Raw genomic sequence first — 15924 nt, 5'->3', positions numbered from 1 at the left:
TGTATAAGGAAAGGAGGAATCCAATCTGTAGAAAGAAGCTAAGCTTTTATCCCCACATTTTTTACCGCAACGTATTTATACAATCGTAAGTTTCCACATTGAAAGTTTTCAGAACCACCTGAGTATATTGTGAAAATAATGGATAACACATGGAAATCTCATAGCATGATAAGGTAAAATGGACAACATAATGAGAAAATTACCGTTCATAAGATGAGGAGAATACATGTATGGAAGTTGTAGAGGCATTAAAAGATATAAGCCAAATTGAGGCTATGAAAAAATATTTAAAAGAGCACTCCCAGCGAGATTATCTTTTATTTGTTATTGGAATTAACACAGGATTAAAAATTACAGAATTACTTAGCATGAAATTTGAAGATGTATTAAATGAAGATGGGACTGTTAAAGAGTTTTATACTCTTCCTGTGAAAGATGAAAAATTCAAACAAGATATTTATTTAAATACAAAAGTAAAAGAAGCGCTTTTAGATTACGTACAATCTATTGGCGTTAAAAGAGAAAATTACGTATTTCAATCTAATAAAACGCCAAATTCAATTACGCGCCAACAAGCGTATCGTGTAATTCATAATGCTGCAGAAGCAGTTGGAGTTGTTGGTAAGATCGGAACGAATTCAATGCGAAAAACATTCGGATTTCATGCGTACAAAAGAGGGATAGCGATTGCGCTGTTGCAAAAACATTTTCATCACGCGACTCCATCAGAGACGCTAAAGTATTTAGGTATTTCAAAGGATGAGACCTTTAAAACGGAGATTGATGTCGATTTATAAAAGCCGTAACTAAAAGAATTAGGAGGCGGAAAATATGAATATTAGAGAGAGTGAACTGCCGGGTATTGGATGTAAGTTTGAAGTGATTACAAAAGGTAATGAAAAGATGGTTATCGTTATTCATGATGATGGCCGAAGAGAAATGTACCATTTTGATGCTGATCATGAGGAGAGTATTTCAAGCGTCTCTCTTCGTGATTCCGAAGCGAGACAAATTGCAGCTATATTGGGCGGAATGGTATATAGACCACAAGCTTTAGATACGATTGAAATGGCCTTTGAAGGATTATCAATTGAGTGGTTTAAGGTGGAAAATAATGCACCAGTCGTACAAAAAACAATTGGTAGTTTACATGTCCGAAACACATATAACGTAACGATTATTGCCATTTTGAAAAAGAATATGAAGAAGTTCTTTAATCCAGGCCCAGATTCTATCATTGAAGCTGGCGATATGCTCGTACTATCAGGTGAAAGACATGAAGTAAAAAGAATTATTAATGAGTTGCTTTCAGTAGGAGGGGATTCATAATCGATGGATACTTTAATCTTTGAAGTTGGGACTGCGTTAGTATTAGTCGCTTTTGCAGCTATTCTCGCTGCAAAGTTAAAGTTCTCGATTATTCCGTTTCTCATTATACTCGGTATGCTAGTGGGGCCCCATGCCCCAGATTTAGGGATTATCGATTTAAGATTTATTGAAAGCGGAGAAGTTATTTCCTTCCTCGGCCGTGTTGGCGTTATATTCCTCTTATTCTATTTAGGCTTAGAATTCTCAATTAAAAAATTAATTAAATCAGGAAAGTCAATTGCTTTTGGGGAACTGTTCATATATCGCTTAATTTTATATTAGGTTTACTTTACGGATATATAATGGGTTTCCCCTTATTAGAAACATTAATTATTGCTGGGATCATAACAATTTCATCGAGTGCAATTGTTGCGAAAGTAATTGTTGATTTAAGAAGATCTGGTAATAAAGAGACGGAGCTAATTTTAGGAATCATTATGTTTGATGATATCTTTTTAGCCGTATATTTATCGGTCGTTTCAGGATTAGTACTCGGAGGGGCAACGTCATTTGTAGGTGCTCTTACATCTATTTTAATCGCAGTAGGGTATATGCTACTATTCTTTGTAGTTGCTAGAAAAGCTACACGATTTTTAAATAAAATGTTAGATATTTCGTCCAATGAAATTTTTATTATCGTAATATTCGCTATTTTATTCTTTGTAGCAGGATTTTCAGAAACGATTCATGTCGCGGAGGCAATTGGAGCATTATTATTAGGGCTCGTCTTTTCTGAAACAGAGCATAGTGATCGAATTGAACAGCTCGTTGTTCCGTTTCGTGATTTCTTTGGAGCTATATTCTTTTTCAGCTTCGGTTTAAGTATAGACCCATTTTCACTTGGAGGAGCAGTGTGGTTGGCATTAGGAGCAGTTTTCATTACTCTTATCGGTAATTTTACTGCTGGAATGGTTGCGGGGCGTAAAGCTGGGTTATCGCATAAGGCTTCTACGAATATCGGTTTAACACTTGTATCACGCGGAGAATTTTCCATTATCGTCGCGAATATTGGAATTGCGGGCGGCTTAATGGCAACTATTAAACCATTCTCAGCTTTGTATGTTTTAATATTAGCATCGTTAGGACCTTTGTTAACGAAAGAATCTGGGAGAATATATTCCTTATTAGATAAAATATTTAAATGGAGCGCTAAAGAAAGTGCGAAGCGAGAAAAGGAAGTTGGATAGTATAAAGAGGCTGCATGAAGTTCATGCAGCCTCTTTATACATTGTTACTGTTGTCATTTTTTGTCGGTAAGTCGATATATTTTAATAATCGCTGATATAATCCAAGAAGCAATCAATATAATTTCATTTACCGTTGAACCATTATCTGAATTTCATCAACTATTAATCAGTTGCCTTCCTATTTAAAAACGACTACAATTTTACTGTTATATATATGATCGAAAAAAATAGAATAGGAGGGGAAACTATGCCAAGGAAAGTATGGCTATTAGTAGCTGGGATGATTATTAATGTCACGGGTGCTTCTTTTTTATGGCCTTTTAATACAATTTATTTGCATGATCACCTAGGAAAATCTTTATCTGTGGCCGGAATGGTATTAATGATCAATTCGCTTACTGGTGTAATCGGAAACTTGCTCGGCGGTGTTTTATTTGATAAATGGGGCGGTTATAAATCAACTTTAGTAGGGATTGTGATTACACTTGTATCGATTTTAGGTCTTGTGTTCTTCCACGGTTGGCCGTTATATGTTGTATGGCTAGCGTTAATCGGCTTCGGTTCTGGAATGGTCTTCCCATCGATGTATGCGATGGTTGGTACGGTTTGGCCAGAAGGCGGAAGACGGGCATTTAATGCGATGTACGTTGGACAAAATGTTGGTATTGCGATCGGAACAGCATGTGGTGGATTAGTTGCATCGTATCGTTTTGATTATATTTTCTTAGCGAATTTTATTTTATACTTTGTTTTCTTTTTAATTGCTTTTATTGGATTCCGCGGTATGGAAGACAAGAAGGAGCCAGGAGTGCAAAAAGAAGTCGAAACGAAAAAAGGGTGGTCACTTACACCTGGATTTAAAGCACTTCTTATCGTGTGTGTAGCATATGCTTTATGCTGGGTTACATACGTACAGTGGCAAGGAGCGATTGCAACACATATGCAAGAATTGAATATTAGCCTTCGTCACTATAGTTTACTATGGACGATAAACGGAGCGATGATTGTTTGTGCACAACCACTTGTTAGTATGCTAATTCGTTGGATGAAGCGTTCTTTAAAACAGCAAATTATGATTGGAATCTTCATTTTTGCGGCGTCATTCATTGTGTTAAGTCAAGCGCAGCAATTTACGATGTTCCTCGTTGCGATGGTAACATTAACAATTGGTGAGTTATTTGTATGGCCTGCGGTTCCAACGATTGCAAATATACTTGCACCAAAAGATAAATTAGGATTTTATCAAGGTGTCGTAAATAGTGCGGCGACTGTAGGGAAAATGTTCGGACCGGTCGTTGGCGGAGCAATTGTGGATTTATACAATATGGAAGTATTGTTTATAGCAATCATGGTAATGCTTGTAGTAGCGCTTATAGCAACGAGCATTTATGATAAACGAGTAAAAGTAGAAGAAACAGTTGAAGAAAAAATTGCAGTTTAGTTTGACGGAACATGTAACATGTTTTAGAATATATTTAAATAAAACAACCTTTAGAACAAGGGAGATAGCTCGGCTGTCTTAAGATGAATTCGTTAGTTATTAAGAGTAACGATTAACCGAGAAGTCCTCGCTTTAAGTAAGCTCTTAAGAGATACTAGGTGAAGGATAGTTCACTTAACTTATATGTGTAATAACAGTGAGAAGGAGTAGTAGTAATAGAAGCTGGTTTAGAGAGTTGACGGTCGGTGCAAGTCAATCCACGTTTCGTTATGAACTCGCCTTTGAGTTGCAGTTGTGAAACTAATAGTAGCAATTGCCGTTAATCCACGTTACGGATCTAAGCGAATGTATATTTGTACATTAATTTAGGGTGGTACCGCGGGAATCTATAACCTCTCGTCCCTTTCTAGGGATGAGAGGTTTTTTGTATTTTGGGCGGTGAAAATAAATAGAATTTCAAGGAGGGTATCTCATGAGCTTTAATCATCAAGAAATTGAGAAGAAGTGGCAAGGGTACTGGGAAGAGAATAAAACATTCCGTACGCCAGATGAGACAGAAAAACCAAAATTTTATGCACTAGATATGTTCCCATATCCATCAGGTGCAGGCTTACACGTAGGACATCCAGAAGGTTATACAGCGACAGATATTTTATCTCGTATGAAGCGTATGCAAGGATATAACGTTCTGCATCCAATGGGATGGGATGCATTTGGTCTTCCAGCAGAGCAATATGCACTTGATACTGGAAACAGCCCAGCTGAATTTACAGAGCATAATATTAATACGTTCCGTAACCAAATTAAATCATTAGGTTTCTCTTACGATTGGGACCGTGAAGTAAATACAACAGATCCAAACTACTATAAGTGGACGCAATGGATCTTCCTAAAACTATTTGAAAAAGGCTTAGCTTACGTTGATGAAGTACCTGTAAACTGGTGCCCAGCACTTGGTACAGTACTTGCAAACGAAGAAATCATTGACGGTAAGAGTGAGCGTGGTGGACATCCAGTTGAGCGTCGTCCGATGAGACAGTGGATGTTAAAAATTACAGCTTACGGAGATCGTCTATTAGAAGATCTAGATGAGCTTGATTGGCCTGAAAGCTTAAAAGATATGCAACGTAACTGGATCGGTCGTTCTGAAGGTGCAGAAGTACACTTCAACATCGATGGTACAGACGAGAAATTCACAGTTTTCACAACGCGCCCTGATACATTATTTGGTGCAACATACTGTGTACTAGCTCCAGAACATGCACTTGTTGCAGAAATTACAACAGCAGAACAAAAAGAAGCGGTAGAAGCTTACATTAACGCTGTAAAAATGAAGAGTGACCTAGAGCGTACAGAACTTGCGAAAGAGAAAACTGGTGTATTCACTGGTGCTTACGCAGTTAACCCAGTAAACGGTGAGAAATTACCAATCTGGATCGCTGACTATGTTCTTGCAACTTACGGAACAGGTGCTGTAATGGCAGTTCCAGCTCACGATGAGCGTGACTATGAATTCGCATCAGTATTTAATCTTCCAATGAAGGAAGTTGTAAAAGGCGGAGATATTACGAAAGAAGTGTACACAGGTGATGGTGCACACGTAAACTCAGCATTCCTTGATGGATTAAATAAAGAAGAAGCAATCGCAAAAATGATTGAATGGCTTGAAGCAACGAGCGCAGGAAATCAAAAAGTAACGTACCGTCTACGTGACTGGTTATTCAGCCGTCAACGTTACTGGGGTGAACCAATTCCAGTAATTCACTGGGAAGATGGTACAATGACAGCTGTGAAAGAAGAGGAATTACCATTAGTTCTTCCGAAAACAGAAAACATCCGTCCTTCAGGTACAGGTGAATCACCACTTGCTAACATTGACGAGTGGGTAAATGTTGTTGATCCTGAGACTGGTAAAAAAGGTCGTCGTGAAACGAACACAATGCCGCAATGGGCTGGTAGCTGCTGGTACTACCTACGTTACATCGATCCAAACAATAGCGAAGCACTTGTAGATCCTGAAAAAGTAAAACAATGGCTTCCAGTTGATATTTATATCGGTGGTGCAGAACATGCCGTACTTCACTTACTATATGCTCGTTTCTGGCATAAAGTATTATACGATATCGGTGTAGTTCCAACGAAAGAGCCATTCCAACAATTATTCAACCAAGGTATGATTCTAGGTGAAAACAACGAGAAAATGAGTAAATCAAAAGGTAACGTTGTAAATCCTGATGATATCGTAGCAAGCCACGGTGCAGATACACTTCGTCTATACGAAATGTTCATGGGACCATTAGATGCTTCAATTGCTTGGTCTGAAAATGGTCTTGACGGAGCTCGTCGTTTCCTAGACCGCGTATGGCGTCTATTCGTTCAAGATAACGGTGAATTAAGTGAGAAAATTACTGACGCACCAAATAAAGAGCTTGAAAAAGCTTACCATCAAACAGTGAAGAAAGTAACAGAAGACTATGCAGAGCTTCGCTTCAACACAGCGATTTCTCAAATGATGGTATTCATCAACGATGCATACAAAGCTGAAACACTTCCGAGAGAATATGTAGAAGGTTTCGTAAAAATGATTGCACCAGTTGCACCTCATATCGGGGAAGAGCTATGGAGCAAACTTGGATACAATGAAACAATCACATATGCAAGCTGGCCAACATTTGATGAGTCTAAACTTGTAGAAGATGAAGTTGAAATTGTTGTTCAAGTTATGGGTAAAGTTCGTGCAAAACTAACAATGAGTAAAGACGCATCAAAAGAAGAAATGGAACAACTTGCACTTGAAGCAATTCAAGACCAAATTGAAGGGAAAACAGTTCGTAAAGTAATTGTTGTTCCTGGAAAACTTGTTAATGTTGTTGCAAATTAATTTATTCTAAATAAAAGCTCAGAGTATGTATACTCTGAGCTTTTTTGTGTAGAAAATAATCTCTGGATCACCCTAGTCTAAGTTTTCAATTATTCCAATACGTACAAATAAAAGAGCGGAATTCCAATACAGACAAACACCTATTTTTCTATAGGAAATATGATAAAAAAGGTAGGCTAAATTGAGTAGAAGAGGTGAAAGGAATGAAAGGGATGGACAATAATGCACCACATGGCTTTTTCGGAGGTGGATCGGATAGTTATGAACAAATGATGTTAATGGGAGGCGGACAACAAGGATATGGCGGAATTCCGAGCTGGATGGGTGGAACACCTGGAGGATTTTCCACATCAGTAGCTGGAGCGCAAACTGGAATTCCAACATCAACAGGAGGATTTCCATCATCAGTAGCTGGAGTGCAAACAGGAATCCCAACATTTGTAGGCGGAGCAGCGGGAGGAGTACCAGTAGGCGTACCAACTACATTCCCATCTTTCGTTGGAGGAGTAGGTGGTTATCCACAAGGTTTTTACGGTCAACATGGCCACCACGACGGTCATCATGGACATCATCACCACCAAGGACACCATGGCCATCATGGCCACCATCACCACCAAGGACACCATGGCCATCATGGCCACCATCACCACCAAGGTCACCACGGTCATCATGGCCATCATGGACATCATCAACAACAAGTACATCACCACGGCCACCATCATATACATCCGCAGGCTGTTCTTTATCAAATTCATCAAGATCACCATGGTCACCATGGCCACCACGGCCACCAAGGACACCATGGTCATCATGGCCACCATCACCACCAAGGTCACCAAGGTCATCATGGACATCATCAACAACAAGTACATCACCACGGCCATCAAGGCCACCACGGTCACCAAGGTCAACATGGTCATCAAGGTTACCAAGGCCAACAACACCAACAACACCAACAACACCAACAACACCAACAACACCAACAATACCAACAGTATCAACAACAATCTTCTCCTTGGACAGGTGGAATTGGAGCAGGAGGAGCGGGGGCAGCAGCAGGAGCGGCTAGCATTAGTGGAGCTGCAGGACATGCGGGACACGTGGGTCATTAATGATTGCCAGAAAAAAAGACATAATAAAAAACTGCTAGGAAATCCTAGCAGTTTTTTTCAGCTTCTTGACGCTGACGTTCAATTTCAGCACGAAGTTGTGGTTCCGGTGCTTGCCAGCCTTCTGGCTTTAGAATCTTACCGTCGCCTTCACGGAATCGAGGCTTCCCATCAGGGAATAGTTTTGCCATGTTGGCGTTGTTTACAATTTCGAATCCTTTATCTGGACGTACGCCCATTTCTGCAAACGTTCCGAATGCAAAGTAAATAAGGTCAATCAGTGCATCGTATTGATCTTCAACAGTCGTTGCCTCTAGAAATTCTTCTAGTTCTTCCTGCATAAAACTTGCACGGATTTTTGCACGCTCTTCTGTTAATTTTGTTGGAGTATTTGTCACAGGATGTCCGAATACTTCATGCATTTTCGCAACAAGTTCGTATCCTTTATCTAAACCTTTTTCGTTTGTCATGTTGTTTCATCCTTTCTTACGTTATGCCGAAGTTTATTGTAACATAAGGTGATTATGAAATGAAAAGAACATCTTATCGAAATAAGATGTTCGCTCGTTATTCTTCTTTTTTTATTAAAAGGGATGAAATAAGATCGATGCCAAAAATACCGACCAGTAACATTGGTATAACGACAAGCAAGTAACGTGTGAAGGAAACATTTTTTAAGTATGTATGAGCAAATAAAAAGACGCCGAGAAATAAAATACCATTTAAAATAGGCTTTACTAATTTTTTAGACATAAGCTCCCCCATAAATATCTTCTCTCTCTATTTGATAATAAAAAAACTCCTCTCTCCGTTGTATCATGCTGGAGAGAGGAGTTCAATCATTTCTCATTCAATGACACCAGAATTTGTAATATTTACGGTGTATTTTATATGAACCGGAACATCTTTATACATTTGTCTCCATTCTTCTAATTTGAATGGGCGATAATGTTGCTTATACTTTGCACCTAGCCCGAGAGGGTCGACGCCTAAAGATTTAAGTTGCTTAATTAACTTAGCAGCTTGTTTATCTAATTGTTTTTGGACATCTTTTTCAATGTTTTTTGTGTTCTTGTTATTTTCTAAGTTAATTTGTTTTGATAGTTCTTGAATACGTGCATCAAGACGAACGTTAATGAAAAAAGAAGGCTTTCCATTTTTAATTTTTATATCGTAAGTTGGAACAGAACGAATATTATTAATCATTACGTACGCAGAATCTGTTTTAAATTCATGTGAATCTAATTTATGTTTCTCTAATAGTCCTTTAAATATGAACATATCTTTTTCCGCAATTTTACCGATATATTTATCTTTTTTAAAAAGGCCAATTCCGGTAATTTTTATTTTATCACCATGCTTCTTTAGAATGGGAATATAGTAGTCTTTTCCTTCTTGATAATAGCGAAATGCTCCTATATGTAGATTATCCGCTGGTAAAGGTCCGGTCTCCATGTTATGTTCTAGCAATTTTTTTATATAAATTGCAACGTTGTATGAAGTCGAATATTTGCCCTTTAAAAGTTCAGTACCATTCCCATCTAATAAAGCAGCATATAAAGCGTTCCCTATATTCACATCTCGAAGTAATGTATCGAATGAAGTAGACATTCCTGTTTTGGCAAGCCTTATTGTATATAGAGCGACACGCATTTGTCCGCTAGCAAATGGTTGAGAAGACTCTAAAGATGTGTCTGCTTTTACTTGTTTTACTGCATTTGCACTGCCTTCAAAAACTTGAACTTTATTTCCTTTTTTCTGAATGGGACAAACGAATGTCACTTTTACTTTATTATCTTTTGCGACATCAAAAACGCTTCCTTGAATAAGTTGTACATCATCGATAATATTTTTTTGTAAACATCCAATTAGACTGAAGAATGTTATACAAGAAATAAGTATTAATTTGCTTGTGCTTTTGATTTTTTCCATTTTCTTTTCACCCACACAATAATAAATAGGATTGGGATGTATACATAAATGAGCCAAAAACTAACTTTTGATACATTACTAATAAAGTTATTAATATCGTGTCTGTTGGTTAAAAGTTGCGAAACAATGAGAGTGATAAAGATAAAAGCAATTAAAATACCCCTTTGTTTTACACGGAATATTTCATGTGTTCCTCTCATTGACGCCCATAAAGGGAGGATGAAACTTGAAATAATAACGAGTGCATAGCCTGAAATTGCAATATATTCGAGTCTTTCTATAAATGGTAATTGAATGACTTGGGTCATAGAAAGTTGGGCCCATATCGTTTTTAACAATTGTTTTTCACTAAAAAATGCAAAGGCTAAAAGGGTGCTAAATAAATATAGAAGATTTGAAAATAGTGCTCCAAACTGAGCGTATTTATGAGATTGCATAGGCTTTTTCACAAATGGATACACCATGAGGTAAATTTCAAAACCGGTCATACTGTAGATTGACAGTTGAGCGGATTTTAAAATGTCTGAAAAAGAATGTGTGAATATAGGTAGTAAATTATCCCAATGTGAATATTTCAAAACGAATAAGCTTAGAAATAAGTATCCTAATGTACCACCAACAGAGATGACGCAAATACCGGTAATTACACGAAATCCAGAAGAGATAATGTAATAGCTAACTAAGCATAAAAAGAGTGTTAACATAAAGGTGGAAGCGGTAGGAAACATCCATACTTGAATAATTTCAACATATGTTCGGATGACCGAAATACTAACGATTAAAAAATAAGCCATAAAGATGATGCTAATGCCATTTCCTAGCCATTTTCCAAATGTTTGCCGATGTAAATCAACTAAATTCCCATTTGTTTCTTTTAATAAGACATACATCATCCATATAAGAATATGGATGAAAATTCCTGTGATTATAACTCCCATCCATCCGTCGTATCCAGCGGCCTTTGCGATGATTCGAGCGAATCCGAGAACTCCAGCACCAAACTGTGCACCGTGAATTAAGAAGAAAACAAAGATAGGAGATATTTGATATTTTTCTTGAACTTTACTCATCAATGCACCTCATTTCTCAATCATCAAAATCTGATCTATGTTTTGTTGAAATTCCTTTCGCTGCTTTTTTTACATGTTGTGGTCTTGCTTGCACATCTCTCGTATCAATCATTGTTAATGGAAAACGAATCCAAGAATCTTTAACTGATTGTTGCCTTGTCGGATAAAACAAAGCGTACGGCTTACGTAAGGAAGTAAGTCTAAAGAGATGAGTAAATAAAAAGATAAATCCAAGAGAAATCCCGAACAATCCGCCTATTTCTGCAAACATAAGAAAAGGAAAGCGTAGTAATCGAACAGCGTTCCCCATTTTATAAATAGGTGTAATAAAGGAAGCGAGTGCCGATAGTGCAACGATAATTAATAAAATGTTACTCGTTAACCCAGCTTGTACAGATGCTTGCCCGATTACGATACCGCCTACAATACCGAGTGTTTGCCCAACTTTCATCGGTAACCTTGCGCCGGCTTCTCTTAATAAATCAATTGCAAGTTCTAAAAAGAGCGCTTCAATTAAAGGTGGGAATGGTACTTGTGCCCTTGATAAAATCAAAGTTTCAAGTAAATCACTTGGAATAAGTTCATAATGATAATTTAAAACTGCAACGTATAACGGTGTAGCGCAAATTGAAAATAGAACGGCAATTAATCTTAAAATCCTTGAAAATGTAGCGTACATCCAGGAGACGTTATAGTCTTCTGGTGAAATGAAAAAATCGAAATAGGATACAGGTGTTAGTAAAACACTTGGAGAACCATCAACGAAAATAGCGATTTTTCCATCAATTAGTGCTTTTGTAACTCTATCAGTACGTTCTGTATTGATATAGAGAGGGAAAATCGATTTTTCACCCATTAATTCTTGTAAATAAGCACTATCATTAATTTGATCATATTCAAGAGCGCGTAATGACTCTTCTAGAAAATCTACATTATCTTTTTCAGCAAGGTTGTCTAAATACATCATGACAACTTTTGTTTTTGAAAACTCGCCAATAATCATTTCTTTTGTTTGTAAATCTAAAACAGGAAGACGTTTTCGAACTAAATTAATGTTTGTATCAATATCCTCTACGAAACCTTCTTGCGGACCAATAACAGTTGATTCGTTTAAAGGAGGGGTTGGTGCACGATAATTATCAATTGCAATGTTTGCAAGCATACATTTTTGATCTTGCTGATTCAATTGAATAATCGCATGCCCCTTTAAAACCATATCCTCAATTTTTTGTAAGTCGTTCGTAATTGTAATGCCGCTCATTGGAATATGTTCTTTCAGCTCTTCTAGTGAAGCATTAGGTCGTTCCAAAAGAGTAGGCATTAAATATTTTTGTAATTTCTCTCCATCAAGCGAAGGACGATAGTAAGAAATCCAATAAGGCATCGTTTCATCGTCGGATGTATGATAATTCACAAAATCACTAGATTTTTTCAGCTTCTCTATTAAATTTTGTAAAGAATGGATACGGTCTTTTTCTGGTTTCGTAAAATCATAAATACTATTACCTTTAGAGTTTTGTTGCTTACTTTGAGAAGGTTCATCTTGCTTAGCGTTTTGTTGTTTATCTTGAGACGAATCACCTTGTTTAGCACCTTGTTGTTTATCTTGAGAGGAATCCTCTTGTTTAGTACTTTGTTGCTTATCTTGAGAGGAATCATCCTGCTTAGAGTTTTGTTGCTTATCCTGAGAAGAGTCATCTTGTTTAGAGTTTTGTTGCTTATCCTGAGAGGAATCCTCTTGTTTAGCACTTTGTTGCTTATCTTGAGAGGAATCATCCTGTTTAGAGTTTTGTTGCTTATCCTGAGAAGGTTCATCTTGTTTAGCGCTTTGTTGCTTATCCTGAGAAGAATCTTTTTGTTTAGTACTTTGTTGCTTATCCTGAGAGGAATCCTCTTGTTTAGTACTTTGTTGCTTATCCTGAGAGGAATCCTCTTGTTTAGTACTTTGTTGCTTATCCTGAGAAGAATCTTTTTGTTTAGTACTTTGTTGCTTATCCTGAGAAGAATCTTTTTGTTCGTGATTTTTACCTTTATTATGTTTCATACTTCTAGTCTGTTCTTTGTTATCATCCACTTCATTGTTAGAATGCTGCTCCTGATTATCTGTTTCGTTTGCTTCTGGTTTATTTGATTTTTTTTTCTTACGTAACCAATTCCAAATCATGTGTATACCCTCTTTAATCTTGTAATATAGTGCTATTTTGTGGCTAATTTTGTATATTATTCATTTATTTATGAAAAGAAGAAGGAGATTAGTTTGCATGGAAAAAAATCTTTAGTAAGCAGTTCATACTATAACGGGAAGAGGGAGAATCTGTGCAAATTGTAAAAAAGGAGAAGTTTGTTTTAAAAGGGTTTACGTTTGAAAATGGCAGGGAAATTCCTGTTCAAATGGGATACGAGACATATGGTACGTTAAATAGAGAAAGGTCAAATGTGATTTTGGTTTGTCATTATTTTAGTGCAACAAGTCATGCGGCAGGAAAATATACAGTGCATGATGAGGAGTCTGGTTGGTGGGATGGGCTCATTGGACCTGGAAAAGCAATTGATACAAATAAGTATTTTGTTATATGTACAGATAATCTTTGTAATGTGCAGGTGAGAAATCCATATGTGATTACAACAGGACCGAAATCGATTAATCCAGAAACTGGAGAAGAATATGCTATGGATTTTCCGGTTTTTACATTTCTTGATGTAGCTCGTATGCAATATGAGTTAATAAAAGGTATGGGAATTTCAAGGTTACACGCTGTAATTGGACCGTCGGCAGGGGGAATGATTGCACAACAATGGGCGGTTCACTATCCACATATGGTAGAGCGGATGATTGGCGTTATTACGAACCCACAAAATCCAATTATTACGTCAGTAAACGTAGCGCAAAATGCGATTGAAGCAATTCAACTGGATCCAAGTTGGAAAGGTGGAAAATATGGAGAAGAGCAGCCGATAAAGGGGCTTCATTTAGCAAATAGAATGATGTTTATGAACGCGTTTGATGAGCATTTTTATGAAATGGCATTTCCTCGTAATAGTATAGAGATAGAACCTTATGAAAAGTTTTCTACACTAACATCATTTGAAAAAGAGATAAATAAAGCGACATATAGAAGTATAGAGTTAGTAGATGCAAATTCATGGATGTATACTGCAAAGGCAGTTTTATTGCATGATATTGCACATGGTTTTTCTTCATTAGAAGAATCTCTTTCTAACATAGAAGCGAATGTACTTATGATTCCATGTAAACAAGATTTGCTTCAGCCGTCTCGTTACAACTATAAAATGGTAGATATTTTGCAAAAACAAGGGAAGTATGCGGAAGTGTATGAGATAGAAAGTATAAATGGGCATATGGCGGGAGCATTTGATATTCATTTATTTGAAAAGAAAGTTTATGAATTTTTAAATCGGAAAGTATCTAGTTTTGTTTAGAAGACAAATGATGGGGAAAAGGTGCAATGTTTGTAGTAGGCACCTTTTTTTACATGATTTGTAGACGGAAAATATATGTGGCAATTGCTATACCGAAGAATGCGATACTAAGCAATAGAAATAAGAATGACATTTCTTGGGGTGATTTTATTTTTTTAGTATTTTTCATACTAAGAGTAATAATTGCAGCGATTAAGAAAATGATGCCCATTATGAAAAGGGAAAGTGTCATTTTCATTGGCTCCTTTCATAAGACAAGTATATTGAGGATACAATGCAAGAGTTATGTTTGTAAAGAATAAGTTTTGCGAGAAAATTGAGAAATAGTTTTTCGATTCTTTGCGTTCTTTCTTTTGCGTGCTAAAATTGGTAGAGAATGTTTGTGAAAAAGAAACTAAAGGTTTTATTGTATATAAGGAGGAACTACATATGACAGAAGTTAAAACAATTACTACAGAAGAGGTACAAGAGCGTTTAGAAAATGGAGAAACGTTATTTTTAGTAGACGTAAGAGAAGATGAAGAAGTAGCGGCAGGAAAGATTCCAGAAGCTGTACATATTAAAATGGGCGATATCCCACATAAAGTAGATTTCTTTAATAAAGAGAATGAATATATCTTTATTTGTCGTTCAGGAATGCGCAGTGAAAATGTATGTCATTATTTAAATGAGCAAGGATTTAAAACAGTGAATATGGTTGGCGGTATGCTTCAATATGAAGGTGAAACGAAATAGTTAATAGTTAAAAACTTGAAACGAGTCTGTTTCAAGTTTTTTTCTTTTGCATACAGTATAAAAAGGAGGAGGGGTAAATGGGGATTAATTTGCGTAAAGTAAAAATTATGAATAATACAGGAGCTGTTAATGTCGGCGACTGTTATGATATCTCGCCTTTAGCTGTAGCAAAAGTATATGCAGGTGCTGGAGGGTCGAGTGCGGCTATTTTTTTAAATGGGAAAAGACAGCCAGAAGCAGTCATTAGAACATCAGTGTTTCTTCCGCCGTTAGCAACAAGTACACGTACATTAGGTTCATAGAGGAAAGGTAGAGTGTAATTATGCCTGCTCATATAAAAGAATTTGTTATTGTGAATAACACTGGGAATATATTTACCGGTGATAATTTGAGTGATACTTCATTTACTGCTTCGAAATCATATAGTGGTTCAATGGGGTGCACTTGGATTGATGTTGTTACAGTAATAGGGACGGAGACGAAGCTTTGTTTACAGCCAGGTGATTCGGTGACGACAACATATACAAGAGGCACTCCTGCTGGTACTGTAACAGGAACAAATATGGGGCAAAGTGTAAATACATCGGGTATAGCACAAGCTGTCCCTAATACAGATAATATGGATTCAATTGCAGGACTCCCTTAAGGAATTAAGGGAGTTTTTATTATTTAAAATAAAAATAGTCTTGGAAATTATTTTTGTAAATAGATTAAGAAGAGGCTTATTTATTATGAAAAAGACGGTTTGTAGGTGGTGAAA

15 protein-coding genes, 1 pseudogene and 1 other annotated feature are annotated in these 15924 nt (G+C 36.8%); of the genes and pseudogenes, 10 read left to right on the top strand and 6 right to left on the bottom strand.

Features of this window, described 5'->3' with window-relative positions; translation table 11 throughout:
* The first annotated feature begins 230 nt into the window (after positions 1 to 230).
* The 6 genes and pseudogenes from C3Y97_RS23980 (at position 231) to C3Y97_RS23955 (ending at position 7989) form a co-directional block, all read left to right on the top strand.
* Entirely contained in the window at positions 231 to 797 is a 567-nt protein-coding gene (locus C3Y97_RS23980; RefSeq protein ID WP_000454210.1) for a tyrosine-type recombinase/integrase, read from the top strand.
* A gap of 34 nt (positions 798 to 831) precedes the next feature.
* On the top strand, positions 832 to 1329 hold the full coding sequence (locus C3Y97_RS23975; protein ID WP_001026053.1) for a cation:proton antiporter regulatory subunit: 498 nt from the start codon (positions 832 to 834) through the stop codon (positions 1327 to 1329).
* A 3-nt stretch (positions 1330 to 1332) separates the two neighbouring features.
* Positions 1333 to 2555 (top strand): annotated as a pseudogene (locus C3Y97_RS23970) (cation:proton antiporter).
* Between the two features lie 247 nt (positions 2556 to 2802).
* Positions 2803 to 3996, top strand: a complete 1194-nt coding sequence (locus tag C3Y97_RS23965; RefSeq protein ID WP_001137561.1) for an MDR family MFS transporter — start codon at positions 2803 to 2805, stop codon at positions 3994 to 3996.
* 187 nt (positions 3997 to 4183) lie between these two features.
* Positions 4184 to 4403 (top strand) — a binding site (T-box leader).
* Positions 4404 to 4468: 65 nt separating this feature from the next.
* Positions 4469 to 6877: a leucine--tRNA ligase gene (leuS, locus tag C3Y97_RS23960; protein ID WP_000009461.1), complete on the top strand. Its 2409-nt coding sequence runs from the start codon at positions 4469 to 4471 to the stop codon at positions 6875 to 6877.
* Between the two features lie 203 nt (positions 6878 to 7080).
* The gene (locus C3Y97_RS23955) at positions 7081 to 7989 is read left to right on the top strand and encodes a hypothetical protein (RefSeq protein ID WP_000677611.1); all 909 of its coding nucleotides are present in this window, start codon (positions 7081 to 7083) and stop codon (positions 7987 to 7989) included.
* Positions 7990 to 8033: 44 nt separating this feature from the next.
* Here the strand turns inward: C3Y97_RS23955 and C3Y97_RS23950 are convergent, their stop codons facing one another.
* The 5 genes from C3Y97_RS23950 to C3Y97_RS23930 form a co-directional block, all read right to left on the bottom strand.
* On the bottom strand, positions 8034 to 8456 hold the full coding sequence (locus tag C3Y97_RS23950) for a pyrophosphohydrolase domain-containing protein (RefSeq protein ID WP_000180554.1): 423 nt from the start codon (positions 8454 to 8456) through the stop codon (positions 8034 to 8036).
* Between the two features lie 97 nt (positions 8457 to 8553).
* Complete coding sequence (locus C3Y97_RS23945; protein WP_000038781.1) at positions 8554 to 8739, bottom strand: hypothetical protein; 186 nt, start codon at positions 8737 to 8739, stop codon at positions 8554 to 8556.
* A gap of 93 nt (positions 8740 to 8832) precedes the next feature.
* Positions 8833 to 9918 (bottom strand): spore germination protein GerHC, encoded by a 1086-nt coding sequence (gene gerHC, locus C3Y97_RS23940; RefSeq protein ID WP_000411389.1) that lies wholly within the window; start codon positions 9916 to 9918, stop codon positions 8833 to 8835.
* Positions 9888 to 10988 (bottom strand): spore germination protein, encoded by a 1101-nt coding sequence (locus tag C3Y97_RS23935; protein WP_000049053.1) that lies wholly within the window; start codon positions 10986 to 10988, stop codon positions 9888 to 9890. The genes gerHC and C3Y97_RS23935 overlap by 31 nt, the downstream gene beginning before the upstream one ends.
* A 16-nt stretch (positions 10989 to 11004) precedes the next feature.
* Positions 11005 to 13152 (bottom strand): spore germination protein, encoded by a 2148-nt coding sequence (locus tag C3Y97_RS23930; protein WP_136363676.1) that lies wholly within the window; start codon positions 13150 to 13152, stop codon positions 11005 to 11007.
* A 152-nt stretch (positions 13153 to 13304) separates the two neighbouring features.
* Here C3Y97_RS23930 and C3Y97_RS23925 point away from each other — a divergent pair, with 152 nt between their 5' ends.
* A complete protein-coding gene (locus tag C3Y97_RS23925; protein ID WP_001167639.1) occupies positions 13305 to 14429 on the top strand; it encodes a homoserine O-acetyltransferase family protein in 1125 nt (374 codons plus the stop codon).
* A 49-nt stretch (positions 14430 to 14478) separates the two neighbouring features.
* On the opposite strand, the gene C3Y97_RS23920 is transcribed toward C3Y97_RS23925, so the two are convergent.
* Positions 14479 to 14661 carry a hypothetical protein gene (locus C3Y97_RS23920; protein WP_000175905.1) on the bottom strand — a complete coding sequence of 61 codons (183 nt, stop codon included), beginning with the start codon at positions 14659 to 14661 and terminating at the stop codon, positions 14479 to 14481.
* Between the two features lie 197 nt (positions 14662 to 14858).
* Here C3Y97_RS23920 and C3Y97_RS23915 point away from each other — a divergent pair, with 197 nt between their 5' ends.
* The 3 genes from C3Y97_RS23915 to C3Y97_RS23905 all read left to right on the top strand — a co-directional run bounded on the left by C3Y97_RS23915 (position 14859) and on the right by C3Y97_RS23905 (position 15810).
* The gene (locus tag C3Y97_RS23915) at positions 14859 to 15164 is read left to right on the top strand and encodes a rhodanese-like domain-containing protein (RefSeq protein ID WP_000141207.1); all 306 of its coding nucleotides are present in this window, start codon (positions 14859 to 14861) and stop codon (positions 15162 to 15164) included.
* Between the two features lie 77 nt (positions 15165 to 15241).
* Positions 15242 to 15466 carry a spore germination protein gene (locus tag C3Y97_RS23910; RefSeq protein ID WP_000512468.1) on the top strand — a complete coding sequence of 75 codons (225 nt, stop codon included), beginning with the start codon at positions 15242 to 15244 and terminating at the stop codon, positions 15464 to 15466.
* A gap of 20 nt (positions 15467 to 15486) precedes the next feature.
* Positions 15487 to 15810 carry a hypothetical protein gene (locus C3Y97_RS23905; protein ID WP_001110855.1) on the top strand — a complete coding sequence of 108 codons (324 nt, stop codon included), beginning with the start codon at positions 15487 to 15489 and terminating at the stop codon, positions 15808 to 15810.
* Positions 15811 to 15924 lie beyond the last annotated feature (114 nt).

Origin of the sequence: Bacillus sp. DU-106, assembly GCF_004799705.1 — a bacterium.
Lineage (GTDB): Bacteria > Bacillota > Bacilli > Bacillales > Bacillaceae_G > Bacillus_A > Bacillus_A cereus.
This window is presented reverse-complemented; position numbering and strand designations above follow the sequence as displayed.

What these genes read in the sequence shown, in the direction of transcription:
- C3Y97_RS23980 (WP_000454210.1), top strand. Translation starts at nt 231, where the DNA reads ATGGAAGTTGTAGAGGCATTAAAAGATATAAGCCAAATTGAGGCTATG.
- C3Y97_RS23975 (WP_001026053.1), top strand. Translation starts at nt 832, where the DNA reads ATGAATATTAGAGAGAGTGAACTGCCGGGTATTGGATGTAAGTTTGAA.
- C3Y97_RS23965 (WP_001137561.1), top strand. Translation starts at nt 2,803, where the DNA reads ATGCCAAGGAAAGTATGGCTATTAGTAGCTGGGATGATTATTAATGTC.
- leuS (WP_000009461.1), top strand. Translation starts at nt 4,469, where the DNA reads ATGAGCTTTAATCATCAAGAAATTGAGAAGAAGTGGCAAGGGTACTGG.
- C3Y97_RS23955 (WP_000677611.1), top strand. Translation starts at nt 7,081, where the DNA reads ATGAAAGGGATGGACAATAATGCACCACATGGCTTTTTCGGAGGTGGA.
- C3Y97_RS23950 (WP_000180554.1), bottom strand. Translation starts at nt 8,456, where the DNA reads ATGACAAACGAAAAAGGTTTAGATAAAGGATACGAACTTGTTGCGAAA.
- C3Y97_RS23945 (WP_000038781.1), bottom strand. Translation starts at nt 8,739, where the DNA reads ATGTCTAAAAAATTAGTAAAGCCTATTTTAAATGGTATTTTATTTCTC.
- gerHC (WP_000411389.1), bottom strand. Translation starts at nt 9,918, where the DNA reads ATGGAAAAAATCAAAAGCACAAGCAAATTAATACTTATTTCTTGTATA.
- C3Y97_RS23935 (WP_000049053.1), bottom strand. Translation starts at nt 10,988, where the DNA reads ATGAGTAAAGTTCAAGAAAAATATCAAATATCTCCTATCTTTGTTTTC.
- C3Y97_RS23930 (WP_136363676.1), bottom strand. Translation starts at nt 13,152, where the DNA reads ATGATTTGGAATTGGTTACGTAAGAAAAAAAAATCAAATAAACCAGAA.
- C3Y97_RS23920 (WP_000175905.1), bottom strand. Translation starts at nt 14,661, where the DNA reads ATGACACTTTCCCTTTTCATAATGGGCATCATTTTCTTAATCGCTGCA.
- C3Y97_RS23915 (WP_000141207.1), top strand. Translation starts at nt 14,859, where the DNA reads ATGACAGAAGTTAAAACAATTACTACAGAAGAGGTACAAGAGCGTTTA.
- C3Y97_RS23910 (WP_000512468.1), top strand. Translation starts at nt 15,242, where the DNA reads ATGGGGATTAATTTGCGTAAAGTAAAAATTATGAATAATACAGGAGCT.
- C3Y97_RS23905 (WP_001110855.1), top strand. Translation starts at nt 15,487, where the DNA reads ATGCCTGCTCATATAAAAGAATTTGTTATTGTGAATAACACTGGGAAT.